The 18,178-nt window shown below is 37.6% G+C and carries 20 protein-coding genes; 18 read left to right on the plus strand and 2 right to left on the minus strand.

Annotated elements, in window-relative coordinates; translation table 11 throughout:
* The 4 genes from BUB56_RS00015 to yhbY all read left to right on the plus strand — a co-directional run.
* Positions 1-227, plus strand: a 227-nt coding sequence (locus BUB56_RS00015) for a hypothetical protein (RefSeq protein WP_110939330.1), incomplete at its 5' end; no start/stop codon positions are given.
* 286 nt (positions 228-513) lie between these two features.
* The gene (gene obgE / locus BUB56_RS00020) at positions 514-1,791 is read left to right on the plus strand and encodes a GTPase ObgE (RefSeq protein ID WP_110939331.1); all 1,278 of its coding nucleotides are present in this window, start codon (positions 514-516) and stop codon (positions 1,789-1,791) included.
* Positions 1,792-1,818: 27 nt separating this feature from the next.
* Entirely contained in the window at positions 1,819-2,010 is a 192-nt protein-coding gene (locus BUB56_RS00025; RefSeq protein ID WP_110939332.1) for a hypothetical protein, read from the plus strand.
* A gap of 15 nt (positions 2,011-2,025) precedes the next feature.
* Positions 2,026-2,322, plus strand: coding sequence for a ribosome assembly RNA-binding protein YhbY (yhbY, locus tag BUB56_RS00030; protein WP_110939333.1), 297 nt, complete (start codon positions 2,026-2,028; stop codon positions 2,320-2,322).
* Positions 2,323-2,600: 278 nt separating this feature from the next.
* On the opposite strand, the gene BUB56_RS00035 is transcribed toward yhbY, so the two are convergent.
* The gene (locus BUB56_RS00035; protein WP_110939334.1) at positions 2,601-2,843 is read right to left on the minus strand and encodes a hypothetical protein; all 243 of its coding nucleotides are present in this window, start codon (positions 2,841-2,843) and stop codon (positions 2,601-2,603) included.
* A 198-nt stretch (positions 2,844-3,041) separates the two neighbouring features.
* Between BUB56_RS00035 and nadD the strand changes: the two genes are divergently transcribed.
* From nadD to sdaAA, 9 genes are all read left to right on the plus strand, one after another.
* Positions 3,042-3,695: a nicotinate-nucleotide adenylyltransferase gene (gene nadD / locus BUB56_RS00040; protein ID WP_110939335.1), complete on the plus strand. Its 654-nt coding sequence runs from the start codon at positions 3,042-3,044 to the stop codon at positions 3,693-3,695.
* A 10-nt stretch (positions 3,696-3,705) separates the two neighbouring features.
* Positions 3,706-4,290 carry a bis(5'-nucleosyl)-tetraphosphatase (symmetrical) YqeK gene (gene yqeK / locus BUB56_RS00045; RefSeq protein ID WP_110939336.1) on the plus strand — a complete coding sequence of 195 codons (585 nt, stop codon included), beginning with the start codon at positions 3,706-3,708 and terminating at the stop codon, positions 4,288-4,290.
* A 4-nt stretch (positions 4,291-4,294) separates the two neighbouring features.
* Positions 4,295-5,527 (plus strand): LCP family protein, encoded by a 1,233-nt coding sequence (locus tag BUB56_RS00050; protein ID WP_190013986.1) that lies wholly within the window; start codon positions 4,295-4,297, stop codon positions 5,525-5,527.
* 129 nt (positions 5,528-5,656) lie between these two features.
* Positions 5,657-6,655, plus strand: coding sequence for a calcium/sodium antiporter (locus BUB56_RS00055; protein WP_110939337.1), 999 nt, complete (start codon positions 5,657-5,659; stop codon positions 6,653-6,655).
* A gap of 25 nt (positions 6,656-6,680) precedes the next feature.
* Positions 6,681-7,031, plus strand: coding sequence for a ribosome silencing factor (gene rsfS / locus BUB56_RS00060; protein WP_110939338.1), 351 nt, complete (start codon positions 6,681-6,683; stop codon positions 7,029-7,031).
* Between the two features lie 354 nt (positions 7,032-7,385).
* On the plus strand, positions 7,386-8,036 hold the full coding sequence (locus BUB56_RS00065) for a helix-turn-helix transcriptional regulator (RefSeq protein ID WP_110939339.1): 651 nt from the start codon (positions 7,386-7,388) through the stop codon (positions 8,034-8,036).
* 10 nt (positions 8,037-8,046) lie between these two features.
* A complete protein-coding gene (locus BUB56_RS00070) occupies positions 8,047-8,430 on the plus strand; it encodes a RidA family protein (RefSeq protein ID WP_110939340.1) in 384 nt (127 codons plus the stop codon).
* 327 nt (positions 8,431-8,757) lie between these two features.
* Complete coding sequence (gene sdaAB / locus BUB56_RS00075) at positions 8,758-9,429, plus strand: L-serine ammonia-lyase, iron-sulfur-dependent subunit beta (RefSeq protein ID WP_110939341.1); 672 nt, start codon at positions 8,758-8,760, stop codon at positions 9,427-9,429.
* Positions 9,430-9,442: 13 nt separating this feature from the next.
* On the plus strand, positions 9,443-10,333 hold the full coding sequence (gene sdaAA, locus BUB56_RS00080; protein WP_110939501.1) for an L-serine ammonia-lyase, iron-sulfur-dependent, subunit alpha: 891 nt from the start codon (positions 9,443-9,445) through the stop codon (positions 10,331-10,333).
* A gap of 254 nt (positions 10,334-10,587) precedes the next feature.
* Here the strand turns inward: sdaAA and BUB56_RS00085 are convergent, their stop codons facing one another.
* Positions 10,588-11,949 (minus strand): D-alanyl-D-alanine carboxypeptidase family protein, encoded by a 1,362-nt coding sequence (locus BUB56_RS00085; RefSeq protein ID WP_190013988.1) that lies wholly within the window; start codon positions 11,947-11,949, stop codon positions 10,588-10,590.
* A gap of 166 nt (positions 11,950-12,115) precedes the next feature.
* On the opposite strand from BUB56_RS00085, the gene BUB56_RS19230 reads away from it, so the two are divergent.
* The 5 genes from BUB56_RS19230 to BUB56_RS00110 all read left to right on the plus strand — a co-directional run bounded on the left by BUB56_RS19230 (position 12,116) and on the right by BUB56_RS00110 (position 18,165).
* A complete protein-coding gene (locus BUB56_RS19230) occupies positions 12,116-12,742 on the plus strand; it encodes a helix-hairpin-helix domain-containing protein (protein ID WP_190013990.1) in 627 nt (208 codons plus the stop codon).
* Positions 12,743-12,835: 93 nt separating this feature from the next.
* Entirely contained in the window at positions 12,836-13,849 is a 1,014-nt protein-coding gene (gene selD / locus BUB56_RS00095) for a selenide, water dikinase SelD (RefSeq protein WP_110939502.1), read from the plus strand.
* A 146-nt stretch (positions 13,850-13,995) separates the two neighbouring features.
* Positions 13,996-15,405, plus strand: a complete 1,410-nt coding sequence (selA, locus tag BUB56_RS00100) for an L-seryl-tRNA(Sec) selenium transferase (RefSeq protein ID WP_110939343.1) — start codon at positions 13,996-13,998, stop codon at positions 15,403-15,405.
* 7 nt (positions 15,406-15,412) lie between these two features.
* On the plus strand, positions 15,413-17,314 hold the full coding sequence (selB, locus tag BUB56_RS00105; RefSeq protein ID WP_408606931.1) for a selenocysteine-specific translation elongation factor: 1,902 nt from the start codon (positions 15,413-15,415) through the stop codon (positions 17,312-17,314).
* A 161-nt stretch (positions 17,315-17,475) separates the two neighbouring features.
* A complete protein-coding gene (locus BUB56_RS00110; protein WP_110939345.1) occupies positions 17,476-18,165 on the plus strand; it encodes a response regulator transcription factor in 690 nt (229 codons plus the stop codon).
* Positions 18,166-18,178: the final 13 nt, after the last annotated feature.

Consider the following 18,178-nt stretch of genomic DNA (forward strand, 5'->3'; position numbering starts at 1 on the left):
AAAAGAAAATAGAAAAACTCAAGGAAAAAAATAAGCCTGTCACGTTTAAATGTTTAGACTGTGGAATAGAAGAAGATATTCCAAAAGATGTAGTAGATATTTATGATATTTTTGATGAAGGAGATATAACAGTGCCTCCAAGATTCAGCTGTGAAGTCTGTGGAGGCACTATGGAACCAATTGAATATACTAGTGAGCAAGGAATAACCTATCGGTTAGAAAATTAAGCCTAGCGGCTTAGGTTTTAAAACGCGTCCTTAAGGACGCCTTTTTTATTCTTATTGACTGAAAATGTCAAACTTCCTGCGTTTGTGGAATAATTTCCTGCAGATAGGTTGAATATATACATATAAAACAGAAGAAGAAACTGAAAATAAAGCGTTGACAGCCAATGCGCAGTTGATATAATAAGTTTATTAGAAAATGACATAGGATAAATTACTTTTTCTTATGAAACTTGTTGTTTTTTGGGGAGTAAAAATATATTGAATACATAGTTAAGGGTGATATATAATGTTTGTAGACAAGGCAAGGATATTTGTAAAGGCAGGAAAAGGTGGCGATGGAGCTGTTTCTTTCAGAAAAGAAAAATATGTTCCTGCTGGAGGACCTGATGGTGGAGACGGCGGTGATGGAGGACATGTAATCTTTGAAGTGGATGCCGGCTTAAGAACGCTGATGGACTTTCGATATAAAAGATCTTATGTTGCGGAAGATGGGGAAAATGGTAAGGGGAAGAAAATGTTTGGTAAGGATGCCAAAGATTTAATTCTACGGGTTCCCCCAGGGACAATTGTTCGGGATGAGAAAACCAATCTGATCATTGCGGATCTAACAGAACCTGGACAGCGTGCCGTCATTGCAAAAGGAGGAAAGGGTGGAAAAGGTAACGTACACTTTACTACTGCTACGAGACAAGCACCAAATTTTGCAGAAAGCGGCGGACACGCGGAAGAAAGATGGGTAATATTAGAGCTAAAGCTATTGGCGGATGTAGGCCTAGTAGGGTTTCCGAATGTTGGGAAATCCACTATACTTTCCATTGCAACCAGTGCCAAACCGAAAATCGCCAATTATCATTTTACAACTATAACACCGAATTTAGGAGTTGTAGAAGTTGATAAAAAGAGCTTCGTACTGGCGGATATACCAGGACTAATCGAGGGTGCCCATGAGGGTATTGGTCTTGGCCTGGAATTCTTGAGACATGTAGAAAGAACAAAATTGTTAATACATGTTGTAGATGTATCGGGTATTGAAGGGCGGGATCCATTAGAGGATTTTAGCAAGATAAATGATGAATTGAGACACTACGATGAAAGGCTGGCAAAGAAGCCGCAAATTGTAGCTGCAAATAAAACTGACCTTCTGGCTGATCCAGAGGATTATAATAGATTCAAAGAAGAAATTGAAGGTAAAGGTTATGAAGTTTTCCCTATTTCTGCAGCAACGAGGGAGGGGATTGAGTCGCTTTTTCGACATGTGGCCAACAGACTGGATGAAATTGTGGAGGAACCTATCTACGAGGAAGAAGAGACCTTCAAGTATTATACTATAGACGATCAGGAAAAGAATCAGATCATTGTAAGACGAGAAAATGATTATTATGTAGTGGAAGGAAAACCGGTTGAAAAACTGATGTATTCCACCAATTTAAGTGACATGGATTCATTAAGATACTTTCAAAACTTTCTTAGAAAGAGGGGTATAGTAGATGAACTAAAGGCATTAGGTATTCAAGATGGCGATACAGTTAAGATTTATGATTTTGAATTTGAATATTATGATTAATGATGAGATGGAGGTCAAAGATTTTATATGAGCTGTTTTAACTGCCAAAACTGCAAACAAGGATCACCTGCATATTTCTGTTTAGAAAAAAACGATTTTGTCATTAATGAATCCAATAGTGCCCAGACAATAGAAGATAAAATTAGAGGTGGATGGAAAAAAGGTAGTAAAAACTATGAAATTCATCGAAGAAAGCTTAGAAAAGAGATAGAGGTTTAATAGAGGAGGATACAATTGCTAACTGGAAAACAGAGAAGTTATTTAAAGGGATTGGCGAATACCATTACTCCCATAACACAAATAGGAAAAAGTGGTATAACAGAAAGTTTTATAGCACAATTAGACAGTGCATTGGAAGCAAGAGAGCTTGTCAAAGTACATGTACTTGAGAATAGCATGCTTGACTCTAAAGAAGCTGGCAATGAAGCGGCTCAACTCACCAATGCTGAGTTCGTACAAGCCATAGGAAGTAAATTTGTTTTATATAGAAGGTCAAAGGAAAATCCTAAAATAGAGATACCGAAATCATAATTTGTATATTTTATCAAGGGTGTTTTTAGACTACCATCCATTTCATAATCTTCAAGTATATTAAGATTATATTCTCTTGTTTTCGTGGAATAATAATCTTAAAACACTAAAGAAATGGTGGTTATAATATGAAAATTAGAAAAACAGACCGCGTTACCCGTAACGCAGAGGAAAAAGCAAAAAAAATAACAGGTACGATGTTAGGCGAAATTCCTGGTACGCCTGGACTACTAAGGAAATAGTCTAATATGAAAAAGCTCAGTTGTTTGCTGAGCTTTTTATTTTACATGGGTCCTTTCATATTCGTCCCTCATGCAGCACCTGCAAAACTGAAATTCAGGGTGCAATAGCATGTGAAGGATTACTTGAGATTTAGTATCATACATTTTCATATAAGGTTCGATAACTTTTTCAATATTACAACTTTGTTTTTCTTTTTCCAGGTCATGAATAGTTTTTGACAAAGGGTTTAGATCAACCAAATACTTTCTTTCATAGTAAGCTTTAGATTGTCTCACCATATTATCAACCTCCTGATACATAAACTATTCTAGAAAGGCAATTAAATTCCTTTTTAATAATAAAAAAAATATAGAAAAGTACATAATTTCACATCAATAGGATGAATATTTGTTTTTATGTTGTCAAAACCATACAATTATATATAATATAATTACAGTTAAGAATCATAGCAGACAATTAATTTTGGAGGAATGAATATGGCTTCGACCAATTCCCTTGATATTATTCAACGTGAGAATCGTGATTTAAAGAGAATAGGAATTATGGGAGGGACCTTTGATCCTATTCACTATGGTCACTTAGTTATTGCAGAGCAAATCCGATGTGAATATCGTTTAGATAAAATTCTGTTTATCCCTGCCGGGAATCCGCCTCACAAATTAAACACGGATGTAAGCAGCAGCAGACATAGGTATTTTATGACCCTATTGGCAACTGTAACCAACCCCTTCTTTGAAGTGTCAAAAATAGAAATGGAGGGAGAAGAAATATCTTATACCATTCATACCCTAACAAAACTAAAGAAGATTTTTTCTGAGGATGTTAAGTTGTTTTTTATTACAGGAGCTGATGCGATTTGTGATATCGAGAATTGGAAGGATGTAGAGATTCTCGTTACCATGTGCGATTTTATAGCGGCTACCAGACCAGGCCTGGAATCACCTGATTTGGAAGAAAAGATCAGACAATTGCAGTGCAAGTATAACTCATCTATCCGTAAGATTGATGTACCGGCTTTAGCAATATCCTCAACAGATATAAGGTGTCGTGTAAGAGAAGGACAATCTATTAAATACCTTTTGCCTGAATCTGTAGAATATTATATCTATAAACACGGTCTTTATCGGTAGGAGGCATAGAATGAAAGATTTATCCTATATAAAGCAGCATATCCATATAATGCTTACAGAAAAGAGATATCAACATTCCCTGGGAGTACAAAAAACAGCTGTTCATTTAGCAACCCTATACGATGTTCCAGTAGAAAAAGCAAGGATTGCCGGTCTGGTTCATGATTGTGCAAAAGACCTATCTGTAGACCAGTTGTTGAAACATGCGGCGCAATTTGATATAATTATGGATGATCTTACAAAATATCAGCCGGAGCTGCTTCATGGAGTTGTTGGTGCAGTGCTGGCGAAGGATCTATTTGATATTGAGGATATTGAGATCATAGATGCTATCAGATACCATACAACTGGCAGGAGCAGTATGACAAAGTTGGATAAAATCATTTATTTGGCAGATTTTATTGAACCTTCAAGAGATTTTGATGGAGTAGATCTTTTAAGAAAAGCAGCTTTATCTGATCTGGATAAAGCTACTTTATTGGCCTTAGAACATACGATCCGTTATGTGATGAATAAGGGAAAGCTATTGCATGTAGATACAATACATGCTAGAAACTCTCTTTTATTAAGGCAAGATGGACTTGAACAGGAGTGAGGGAATGAAAAAATTCTTTAAGGTGTTGATGATATCTTTTTTTTGTTTTGTAGTAGTTTTTAGCGCGGGAGCCTACATCTTTCTAAATAGTCTCAGTGGAGGCAATGATCCAAATAATCCTGTTGAAGCAGGGGGAGACCTTCCGGATAAGGATGAACCGGTTAATGTGCTGATTTTGGGTGTCGATGCAAAAGATGTAAAAAACAGTCAAGGTGCAAGATCGGATACGATCATGCTGGCTACTTTTGATCCCAAGTCGAAAAAAGTAAACGTAATTTCTATTCCGAGAGATACAAAGGTTGTAATTCGAGGCCATAAGGGAATGGATAAAATAAACCATGCCCATGCCTACGGCGGACCGGATTTATCCATTAAAGCCGTTAAGGATTTATTAGGGGTACCGGTTCACTATTATGTACGCATAGATTATAAGGCCCTAGGAAAGATCGTAGATGATCTTGGCGGTGTAGAAGTAGATGTTCCGATGAACATGAAGTATACAGACCCTACAGCAGATCCACCCCTTAGAATTGACTTAAAAAAGGGGCTACAGGTTTTAGATGGTGATAAGGCTATGCAGTTTGTTCGTTACAGAAAGGGATATGCCGACCAGGATTTGGGTAGAATCAAGGCACAGCAAACCTTTATGAGAGCTTTAGCTGACAAGCTGTTAGAGCCGCAAACGATCATCAAACTGCCTAAAATTGCAAAAACCTTTAGCAGTTATGTTGCTACAGATATGCCTGTTTCTACGATTACCGCTTATGCATTAAAGGCAAATGGCGTTAGCATGGAAAATATCCAGATGATGACAATACCTGGAGAACCTAAACTTATCAGCGGAGTATGGTACTATATTCCTGATATGAATAAAATTCAGGCTGCTATGGCTGGAATGTCGCAAGAAACAATAGATAATAAGCAGCCGGTTAATAAGATCGAAGACCTTAGGGAATTCAAAAGCGATGTTACCATAGAGGTTTTAAATGGCTCTGGAATCAGCGGACTAGCTACAGATGTATCCAATAAGCTGAAGGCAGAGGGATACAATATTGTAAATGTTGATACAGTAAAGGGCATCAAGTATAACCAGACTCACATATATGATCGAAAGAACAAAATGACAGAAGCTAAAAAAATAGCAAAGCTATTAAATGTAAAAGAGGTTGAAAAAGATATATATCTTGAAGCTGAAGCGGACGTGACCATTATCGTCGGCAGTGATTATAAAAAGTAAGCATTGGCTAAATTGCCAATGCTTTTCTGTTCCCTAATTTGTCCATTGATGATCCAATGTGTACAAAAATAGTATATTCAATAGAGTACATGTATATATATTATTGATAAAGTTTTAAAGGGGGATTCTATGGACAATTTTATTGTATTTGCAATGTTTTTCTTAGGTTTGATCATAATAATAAAAGGTGGAGATTTGTTCGTAGAGGCCGCCATATGGATAGCTGTAATTACTGGGATTCCAACCATTATTATTGGCGCCACTCTGGTAAGTCTGGCGACAACTTTACCAGAGTTCTTCGTCTCGACTATCGCATCCTCAAAGGGCTATACTGAAATGGCCATTGGCAATGCAATTGGTTCCACCATATGCAATATGGGACTTATATTGGGCGCTTGTGCAATCATATCACCGGTAGCTATTAGAAGAAAATTCTTTAGCTTTAAAGGATTGCTTATGATTGGATCACTAATGATCTTTTATTATTTTGCCAGTGATTTCATTGTAGATGAAATTGAAGGATATATGTTGCTAATGATTTTAATTCTATATATAATAATAAATATCTCGGAATTAAGGGGTACTACAGCCGGAGTATATACTACGAAGGAAAAGCTGACGATACTATTATTAGCCACGAATGTTTTAAAGTTTACAATAGGTGCTGGGATGATTATTTTAGGTGCGAGACTATTAGTAGATAATGGTGTAACCATAGCCAATATTTTTAATGTACCCGAGCAAATCATCAGCTTAACACTGATCGCTTTAGGTACTTCTTTACCAGAGTTGATAACATCTATTACGGCCGTAATCAAAGGGCATATGGGTATTTCTGTCGGGAATATTATCGGAGCCAATATCCTAAATCTAACCATGGTTCTTGGAACTTCCTCCTTGTTATCCGGTAAAGGACTTATGATTTCGGTAAGAGACCTTCATATATTGGACCATGTTTTAGTAAATGTACCTCAAACCCTTGTGCTGGATATACCAGTATCTCTGCTAATGATGTCGGTTTTAGTGCTTTGCGGCACCTATAAGAGAATGATTGACAGGATTCATGGATTTTTACTATTGTGTATTTATTCCAGTTATTTGTTTGCATTGTATTATATTACCTTTTAAATACCAAAGATACAGGAGGTTATTCATGATAGAGGAATTAAAGGATATAGCGATGGAGATAGGAAAAATAGCAGATAACAAAAAGGGACAGGATATCGTAATATTGGATATTAGAAGAATTTCGAGCTTTGCTGACTATTTTGTGATTATTAGCGGAACATCTACAAGGCATGTAAAAGCTTTAGCTGATGAAATAGAAGATCAGATGAAAGCAAAAGGATTAGATCTTAACCATAAAGAAGGATATGATACCGGCACATGGATACTGATGGACTATAATGCAGTGATTGTACATGTCTTTACGGAAGAGCAGAGAAACTTTTATAATATTGAGCGTGTTTGGAGGGATGCACTGCAATTAAGTATTGACATGTAGAAATGAACTAATTATAATAATTATTAATTAAGCAATTGTTAAAATATTAGTACATTTCAAAAATATGCTGAATCTTAAAATTTTAAGACAAACTTATAAAAATGACTTGTTAATTCTGCTAAGATCTGAATGATTAGATGGGTCCCACTATAAAATACAGTACCAGGAGAGAATGTCTCGTCTCTTTTATGGGACTTGAATGATCATGGTACTTTTTTCATGAAAAGTATGAGGATAATATATAAATCTGATATATTAACTTATCATGTGCGTAGTAGAGCTTTTGTTATTAAGGATTGACTATATAAGACTTACAAACATAAACATATGAAGAAAAAGAAAAGGGGTGGGAAAATGAGCAACGAAATACATCCAATTCTGAAGAGCCTTATGCCTATAGTGGAGGGCATTTCTAAAACCTTTGGAAAAAATTGTGAAGTTGTACTTCATGATTTTAATAATTTTCAAAGTTCTATTATTGCCATTGAAAATGGACATGTTACAGGTAGAAGCGTTGGAAGTCCAATGACTGAAGTAGGACTTCAAGCTATTCGAAAAGGACATACAGATGACAATATCATTAACTATACTGGGAAGAGCACTGATGGTAGGGCATTAAAATCTAGTACCATGTTTATAAAAGACGAGAATGAAAATGTTATCGGATGCCTTTGCATTAATTTTGATATGTCAGAATTAATTGTTGCACAGAATGCGATCCAGGAAATTACACAAACAGAGGATAAAGAGGAAACAAAATTGAGAGAAAATATCTCTAATAGTGTTAATGATGTACTTTCTAACATAGTGGCGGGAACTTTGGAGGAAATTGGAAAACCTGTAGCATACATGAATAAGGATGAAAAAGTAAATATTGTTAAAAGGCTGGATGATCAAGGGGCTTTCCTGATCAAGGGTGCCATAGATTATGTAGCTAAGGTTTTATGTGTTTCAAGATATACCATCTATAACTATTTAGATGAGATAAGAGTAAATGCGAAATAAGGAGGTACTTATGAATAAGGCGATGATAGAAACCAATAATGCACCTGCCGCAATTGGCCCCTATGCACAGGGGGTTAAGGTAGGCAATCTAATTTTCACCTCAGGTCAACTTCCGGTTAATCCGGCGACGGGAGAGCTGATCACAAACGATATCCAAGCAGAGACAAGACAATGTCTGGAAAATATAAAGGCTATTTTGGAGGAAGCTGGCTCATCCCTGGATCATGCGGTAAAGTTGACAGTATTTATTAAAGATATGAATCAATTTTCAAAGATCAATGAGGTTTATGCAACTTATTTTCCAGGAGATAAGCCTGCTAGATCCTGCGTAGAAGTGGCAAGATTGCCCAAGGATGCAAATATTGAAATCGAAGCCATTGCTATGGTAAAATAAAATTAAGGTGGTCATGTGAAATGACCGCTTTTTTATTGTCTAGGAAAGTATAAATTTGCTGGAGCCTCAATAAAAGTAATTTCAAAGTTTAAGGCATTTTATAACATTTTAAGACAATAAAAAAGCAGGGGTTGTAGGGGATAAAATCCCCTGCCGCAGTAAGAGGGGTGCTCAGACTGCCTTGCAGTCGTCGAAGGGGAACTAAGGTTCCCCTAGCGAAGCACACGCAGAGGGCCTTTTTTATTGCTATCAAAAAGATTTATGTGATTCTGGTTATGCTAATAGGATCATGATGGGTATTTATAAAATAAAAAAGAAGGTGATAGGATGAAGAATTATAGTATGTTTGATGTTATAGGGCCTAGAATGATTGGTCCCTCCAGCTCCCATACTGCCGGTGCAGCTAGACTGAGTAAAGCTGCGAGAAAGATTGGAGGAGAAGAGATCAAACAGGTCTCCTTTTATCTCCATGGCTCCTTTGCAAAAACATATAAGGGACACGGTACAGATCGTGCCCTAGTGGCAGGGATACTGGGCATGGAGCCAAATGATGAAAATCTAAGATATGCAATGGAAATTGCTTTGGAGAAAGGAATTGAATTCGAGTTCATTGAAGCCGACCTGGGGGATGTTCACCCTAATACAGTAAAAATCATTATGAAGGGCATAAGTGGGAAAACTACAGAAGTAATAGGTTCATCTGTGGGCGGCGGCAATATCAGAGTATTTAAAATCAATGGCTTGGACGTAGAATTTACAGGTGAATACCCAACACTGCTGGTAAGACATATTGATAAGCCAGGTGCTATCGCAAAGATATCTTTAATTTTAAGTGAATACGGCATTAATATAGCCTTCATGAGAGTATTCCGTCAAAGTAAAGGCAAAGATGCTTTCATGATTATCGAAACAGATAATAAAATCAATGAAGAAGTAATTGATAAAACAAAAGCTTTAGGAGAAGACTTTATTAGTGTATATCTCATAGATGCTTTATAAAGGGAGTGAAAAAATGAGTTTTGAATTTAACAACGGCCGTGAATGTATAGAATTATGCAAACAGCATGATAAACAGATTTGGGAAGTTATGTTAGAACGGGAATCTTTCATTTCCGGAAAAGAGAAATCTGAAATCGAAAATTATATGATGGGTAATCTGCAAATCATGAAAAGTGCAGTAAGAAAGGGCTTGTTTGAAGAGGTTAAGTCTGTCAGCGGCTTAGTTGGCGGGGATGCTAAGAAGCTTAGAGAAAGATATGAAAGTCAAAAAACGCTGTCAGGATATAGAATGAATAAGGCAGTTGCCAGTGCCATGGCTGTATTAGAAGTTAATGCCGCTATGGGACAAATTGTAGCTGCTCCTACGGCAGGCTCCAGTGGTATTTTACCAGGAGTACTTTTATCGGTGGCAGAAGCCTTTGAACTTAGTGATGAGGAAGCAGTAAAAGGGTTAATAACTGCCTCTGCAATCGGGTATATCATAACACGGAATGCAACCGTTGCCGGCGCTGAAGGAGGCTGCCAGGCAGAGACTGGAGCCGCTGCTGCCATGACCGCCGCAGCAATTGTAGAACTAATGGGTGGAAGTCCTCAACAAGCCTTTCATGCTGCTGCCATCACCATTAAAAATATTTTGGGCCTGGTTTGCGATCCGATAGCCGGTTTGGTAGAAGCACCCTGCGTTAAAAGAAATGCAATAGGCGCTGCAAATGCGCTTATTTCGGCAGATTTGGCTTTAGCTGGCGTGGAGAGTATTATACCTTTTGATGAAGTTGTTGAAGCAATGTATCGTGTAGGCAGAGCGATGCCCTGCGAACTTAGAGAAACGGCGCTAGGAGGATTGGCTGCAACCCCTACCGGTTTAGAAATTCAGAAAAGAATATTCGGTGATAAAAAAGAATAGTATTATTTGAATATCATAGGCGTCAACTTAATCTAAATATTTCCAAATAAACCTTAGAAGCATGTCATTCTGAGCATTAGCGAAGAATCTTATGGAACATACGCAAAATTACTTTTGATTATCAGAATATATCATCTAGCTTAAAGATCCTTCGACTCCGTTTTACTCCGCTCAGGATGACAAATTATGGGTTAAGTTGACGCCTATGATTTGAATATTAATATAAAAAGGCACACTGGGTGTGCCTTTTTATATTAATGTTTTTTATCGTGATAATAAAGATTTACATCGGTAAGATCATTTCCCCTAGATTTTCTGTGATTCTTTTTTGAATATAGCAATCTATTTTTTCTTCTTCTGCTTCGCCGGAAGGTTACAAAGCTCCGCCACAGGAGAAATAAAAGCAGCGGTAATGCAATGATATATGCAATAGGTCTCCTGCTTGTTTGTGCTGAAGGAAAAGCAGCATAAATGCCTTCTTTTTTAGCAACAGTTTCCTCTGCTATTAAATCAACTTCTCCCAAGACAAGATCTCCTGATTTGTATATCATCCTGCCTAAAATCTCCCCTTTTTCAATAGGAGCGGAAAGATCTTCCCTAAGTACTATATCCTTTGTCAAATCCTCAATACTATCTCCCTTTGGTATCGCCTTGTAGAACGCGTCAGCAGTGACTAAGTTCACTTTTTTTTCAATGCCGCCTTTGATAGAGACTGCTTCAATAGGCTCATGAGAACCTATGATCTTCTTAAATTGAAAATTTTCAAATCCATAATCAATCAGCGTCCTCGAATCTAAGTAGACATTTGTACTCTGAGCCTTCAGTATTACACTAATCAGACGGTGCTCACCCTGAACAGCCGATGCCACGAGACATTGTTGTGCCTGTATTGTATAGCCTGTTTTGATTCCATCTACAATATCATACTTAATATTTGTCCATTTTCCCCGATAATTGATTTGATTTCTTCCGCCTGTTCCCCATAAAAAGCGATTAGAACTTCTCAGATATCGTGTTTCTTCCTGTTTGTTAGTAGGGGGAATTTCATATCTTACGGTCCCGACGATCTCCCGGAATGCAGGAATTGTCATGCCATGCTTTGCAATCATAGCAAGATCATATGCGCTGCTGATATGTGCTTCATTGGGTAACCCATTGGGATTTACAAAATTTGTATTTTTTGCACCCAGTTCTCTGGCTCTCTGGTTCATCAGTGCGGCAAAGGCTTCTACACTGCCGGATACGTGTTTGGCCAATGCTACCGCAGCATCATTTGCCGATTGAACCAGCAATGCATATAGAAGTTGCTCTACTGTAAAAATTTCATCCTCTAGGGCATATATTCTGCTGCCATCAGTAAAAGGGGTATCCTTATCGATGATAACCGTATCCTGGAGATTTGTATTTTCTAATACCAAGATGGCAGTCATAATTTTTGTAGTGCTCGCCGGGTACATTTTTTCGTGGGCATTTTTTTCATAGAGAACATCCCCGGTAGCTGCATCTATTAAAATACCGCTAGGGGCGGTTATGTCTGGCGGTCTTGCTATAGCATGGCTGGGTAAAAAGGAAAATGTATTAACAAAAACCAAAACAGCCAGTAACCTAAGAAGCATTGTTTTCCTCATGTATTCACCTCGAATGTCGAAATAAGATATGCTTTTATTAGTATAACAAAAAATAGCAAAAAATTTAAGGTAAAATAAAATTAAATATTTTGGAAGAAAGAGGAATGTCAAAAAAGATAGAGAATTGGTAATGAAAGGAAAAGGGGTGAAGCGTATGATAAGGCTTACGAAACGGGAATATATCACCATGAGTATCTTGATGGCCAGTATGATTATATTTATGGTAGGACAACATATATTATTAAGACCAGAAAAACCGACTATTGAATTGCAGACAGACAGCACGCCCATGAAGGCCGATAGTATTGAAATAAAAGAAGAAATCCCCAAACTGCCTGATGAGCAATTCATAGTCATTGACATATGCGGGGCGGTGCAGTATGCTGGTGTTGTCAAGCTAAAACAAGGAGATCGAATGATTGATGCAGTGGAGGCTGCTGGAGGCTTGCTCTCAACGGCTGATCGAAAGCAAGTAAATTTGGCCAGAATTCTTGTAGATGGTGAACAAATATATATTCCTGAAGTTGGAGAAGTTGAAAATGTAAATAGCGGTATAGGAGTTTCGATGACTACGTCTACTCAAAGCGGAAAAATTAATATTAACACGGCTAGTCAATCTGAACTGGAAACCTTAAATGGTATCGGAAAGGTACTGGCAGAAAGAATTCTTCAGTATCGAAATGATAAGGGGAGATTCAAGACCATTGAAGAAATTAAAAAGGTTTCTGGAATTGGGGACAAAAAATATGAAGGGATCAAAGATCATATCACCGTAAACTAATGGAAAAAAGATGACACAGATTCTTGCCCTATGATATGATGATGTGGAGGTGATGATAAATTGACAGCTATTCAATATAAAAAGCTAACTGAGATGTCCAGAACATCGGGATGAGCAGCAAAAATAGGTCCTGAGACCTTGGCACAAGTTTTGTGCCATTTACCTAAAATTCGAAATGAAAAGCTGATCGTAGGTCTTCATACTTCTGACGATGCAGCTGTATATCAATTGAATGATGAAACTGCCATTATTCAAACCTTAGATTTTTTTACTCCCGTAGTAGATGATCCCTACATGTATGGACAAATTGCTGCAGCAAATTCATTAAGCGATGTCTATGCCATGGGGGGAGAACCGATTATGGCTATGAATATTGTTTGCTTTCCTACCTGTCTACCGATGGACCTGTTGACTGCAATTCTCAAAGGTGGAGCCGATAAGGTGGCAGAAGCAGGCGCTCTGTTGGTGGGTGGACATAGTGTAGATGATAATGAGCCTAAGTACGGTCTCTCTGTTACCGGTTTGGTGCATCCACTCAAGGTCGTAAGCAATGCAGGTGCAAAGCCAGGTGATTTGCTGATCTTAACAAAACCGCTGGGAACTGGCATATTAAATACTGCTCTAAAAGCGGAAATGCTGGATAGGGATCAGGTCAACGATTTAATGAACACCATGGCTGCCCTAAACAAAGAAGCGGCGAAAGCTATGCAGCAAATAGGGGCAAACGCATGCACTGATATTACTGGATTTGGCTTTATAGGCCATGCCTATGAAATGGCAAAGGCCAGCGGAGTTACTCTAGCAATTGAAAGCGGCAAGATTCCTGTCATGAAAGGAGCAGCTGAGTATGCAGAAATGGGATTAGTTCCCGCAGGCACCTATGCCAATAAAAAATATATTAGAGATAAGATAAAGTATAGCCCCAGCCTGTCTCCGGTACTGGAAGACTTGTTATTTGATCCTCAGACTTCTGGTGGACTGTTGATCTCTGTAAATAAAGAAAAAGCTCAAGATTTATTGGATCTATTGGAAGGCTCTTTAGATTTGCCCTTTGCTATCGTTGGAGAGGCCGTTGAAAAAAAACAATGGGATATCATAATAGGCTAAATAAAGCACTGAAAACAGTGCTTTATTTTAATAATATTTTCATATGCATGTAAGCTTTTATCAAAGTATAGTTTTATGTTATAATTCTTAGCGGATATAGGAAATACTGAAGAACAGCGAAATAAAAGGGATATGGAGTGATTGATATGCTGCAGAAAAAAGATTTGTTTTGTATGATACCTAAGGTAGATGAACTGCTGAACAATGACAAATTGAGCATCTTATTTGAAAAATATCCAAGAACCATCATTGTAGATACTGTAAGACTTTGTATAGAAGAGATAAGACAGGAAATTATCGGGTTACAGGAGGATAAAGTTAAAAGCTATAAAGTTGATGAGGATCAGTTAATCAATCAGGTTATTCGACAAGTAGAAAATGCATGGATGATGAACCTAAAAAGAGTGATCAATGGGACCGGAGTTGTTATACACACTAATTTGGGACGATCTCTGCTAAGCGAAGCAATAAAAGAAGAGGTTTGGAATACTGCAGCCAATTATTCTACATTAGAATTCAATACAGAAACTGGAACCCGTGGTTCACGGTATGCCCATGTGGAAGATATACTTTCAAAGCTGTGTGGTTCTGAAGCCGCCATGGTAGTAAACAATAACGCGGCGGCAGTACTTTTAGTGTTAGGTACCATAGCCAAAAACAGAGAAGTAATTGTATCAAGGGGACAACTGGTTGAAATCGGAGGCTCATTTCGCATACCTGAGGTTATGGAACAAAGCGGCGCAAAGCTTAAAGAAGTAGGAACTACCAATAAGACCCATCTTGCAGACTATGAAAGAGCAATTTGCGAGGAAACCGCAGCACTTCTAAAAGTACATACCAGCAATTATAAAATATTAGGCTTTACACAAGAGGTTGCATTATCTGACATGGTGTTACTCGGGGAAAAATATAATATACCGGTAATCGAGGATATTGGGAGTGGAACACTCATTGATCTTTCAAAATACGGTTTGACAAAAGAACCTACAGTGCAAGAGAGCATTGCTGAAGGAGCAGATGTTGTAACTTTTAGTGGTGACAAACTGCTAGGAGGTCCACAGGCGGGGATCATTGTCGGTAAAAAGAAGTATATAGATCGGATGAAGAAGAATCCTCTTACAAGAGCATTGAGAGTCGACAAACTGACCTTAGCGGCACTAGAGGCGACTTTAAGGCTCTATTTAGACGAGAAAGATGCATTAATAAAAATACCCACTCTGCGTATGTTAACACTATCTCCAATAGAAATAGAAGGGAAGGCCAAAGCCCTGCTAAAGGAAATAGGGAAACTAAATCTGGATCATGAAATAAAAATCCTAAAGGGAGTATCCCAAGTAGGCGGAGGTGCTATGCCATTAGAAGAACTGCCTAGCTATTTGATTGCAATAAAACCTTTCAAGAAATCAGTAAATCAAGTAGAAACCGAACTGAGAAAAAGAAAAATACCTATTATTGCCCGAATTAGCGAAGATCAATTATTATTTGACTGCAGAACGATAAAAGAAGAAGAATTTGATATGATTATAGAGGCTTTTGCAGATATACTGAGGACTTAAAGGGGAGATGAAAGTGAAAAATGTAATTATAGGTACTGCAGGTCATATTGACCATGGTAAAACAACGCTTATTAAGGCGCTTACGGGTACAGATACAGACCGTTTATTAGAAGAAAAAAAGAGGGGAATTACCATTGACTTAGGTTTTACTCATTTCGACCTTCCCAGTGGCAGACGAGCAGGTATTATTGATGTGCCAGGACATGAGAGATTTATCAAAAACATGTTGGCCGGAGTAGGCGGAATTGATATAGTACTTTTGGTAATCGCTGCCGATGAAGGCTTTATGCCGCAAACGCAAGAGCACTTAGACATTTTATCCATACTCGATGTAAAAAAGGGAATTATCGTAATTACTAAAGTAGATTTAGTGGATGAAGAATGGCTGGGCCTTGTACAGGAGGAAATACGGGAAAAGGTCAAAGATACATTTTTGAAGGATGCTCCTATGATCCCCGTATCATCAACTAAAGGTCTGGGCCTAGATGAATTAGTCCGCCGCATTGATTTGTATACAGAGGAGACAGAAGAAAAGAATACCTCTATTCCTTTTCGACTACCGATTGATAGGGTTTTTACAATGTCTGGCTTTGGAACCGTTGTTACAGGGACCATGATCGAAGGCTGTGTTCATGAAGGAGATCAGTTAACCATATATCCTCAGGATATACCTGCAAAAGTAAGAAGTCTTCATGTTCATGGTAAAAATGTTAAAGCAGCTTATGCGGGACAGCGTGTAGCGATTAACCTTACTGGTATTAAGAAAGAAGATATTCAGAGGGGAAATGTGGCCGCCGAGCAAAATTCAATGAAGGAAACGATGATGCTTGATGTTAAGTTGAATATGTTGAAGCATGCTGAACGTACCATTGACAACCGCGACCGGCTTCGTTTGTATCATGGAACTGCTGAAATACTTTGCAGAATCGTATTGCTGGACAGAGAAGAAGTAAAACCGGGTGAAAGCTGCTATGCTCAGCTAAGGATGGAGGAATCTATCGTTGCAAAACGGGGTGACCATTTTGTTATTCGATTCTACTCGCCAATGGAGACCATTGGCGGCGGTATCATATTAGAGCCCAATCCAGTCAAACATAAACGATTTAAAGAAGATACAATAGAGGAATTAAAAGTTAAGGAGGAAGGGAGTCCTGAAGAAATTTTAGAGAAGGTTATATTACGTTTCAATGATACTTTCGAAAACATCAGCTTTTATGCAACACAAACAGGCTTAGGGGAAAACGCCATTGAAAGGATTGTAGATCGTCTAGATGAAAAAGGAACCATTAAAAAGTTTTCCGGTACAGTTCCAATACATATAGACTATCTTACAAAGCTGGAGACGAATATCATAAAAGTACTTCAGGATTTCCACGGACATAACCCCTTAAAGACTGGAATGGGAAAAGAAGAATTGAGAAATAAGATAAAGGTTAAAATAAAAGGCAAGTTATTTGACGAAGTTTTAGATCATTTCATACAACAAAAAGTCATCCGACTGGATAGTAGTTTAGTGGCACTGGCTGACTTTGAAATCAAATATTCACCAGAACAACTAATGATTTTAAAGGAAATAGAAGAATTATATTTAAAGGGTGAATTTCAGACGCCTTCTCCTGAAGAATTCTTAAATAGTAAGAAAAATGACCATAAATATAGAGAAGTGTTAGAGGCACTTGTCGATAGAAAACAGCTTGTAAAAATTAGTGATGACATATTGTTTCATGTGAAGAACTACGAAAAAGCAAAGGAAATGTTAAAACAGTATATACAAGAGCATGGTGAAATATCACTTTCAGAGTTTAGGGATCTAATCCATACAACTAGGAAATATGCTCTTCCGCTGATAGAAAACTTCGATCAGAATAAAATAACGAAAAGGATTGGAGAAAAGAGGGTACTATGTTAGCTGTAGAGGATCTACAGCTTTTTTCTTGCAAAAGAATAAAAAAAACAGTATGATTAAAATAATGAATATTGTTGTAATTTGTTATTTTTTGATTTGAAATGACATAGTAAGGATGACTTTTTTATTCCAAAAAAGGAATAATATAATTGAGAGGTGATTAAATGACCCATAAAATATTAATCGTCGATGATGAACCGATACTTTTAAAGGGTTTAAAATATAGTCTTGAACAGGAATCCTACCAAATAGAAACAGCGGCAGACGGAAAAGAAGCACTATTGAAGGCCTCAGATGAAGCATTTGATTTAATAATACTGGATTTAATGCTTCCTGAGATCGACGGCCTAGAAGTCTGCAGGAGAATTAGAGAACAATCCATGGTACCGATTATCATGCTCACTGCTAAAGGAGAAGATACCAGTAAGATATTAGGATTAGAGTATGGTGCCGACGATTATTTAACAAAGCCCTTTAATATCTTAGAATTAAAGGCGAGAATTAAAGCTATCCTAAGAAGAGTACAGAGTACAGAATATCTTTCGCCAACCAGTGTGCTTAAAATAGAGGATTTTACAATCAATACACTAGGAAGAAAAGTCATATTTCGCAATGAAGAGATTAACCTTACTGCTAAGGAATTTGATTTGCTGCTTTTACTAGCTTCAAATCCCGGTAAAATATACAGCAGAGAGGAACTGTTGGAGATTATTTGGGGATACGAGTATTTTGGTGATTTAAGAACGGTAGATGTGCATGTCAGGCGGTTAAGGGAAAAAATCGAAAAAAATTCTAGCCAACCGGAATATATACTTACCAAGTGGGGAGTTGGTTATTATTTTCGCGCAAAATAGAAGATTTATAAGT

Origin of the sequence: Geosporobacter subterraneus DSM 17957, from assembly GCF_900142145.1 — a bacterium.
Taxonomy (GTDB): domain Bacteria; phylum Bacillota; class Clostridia; order Peptostreptococcales; family Thermotaleaceae; genus Geosporobacter; species Geosporobacter subterraneus.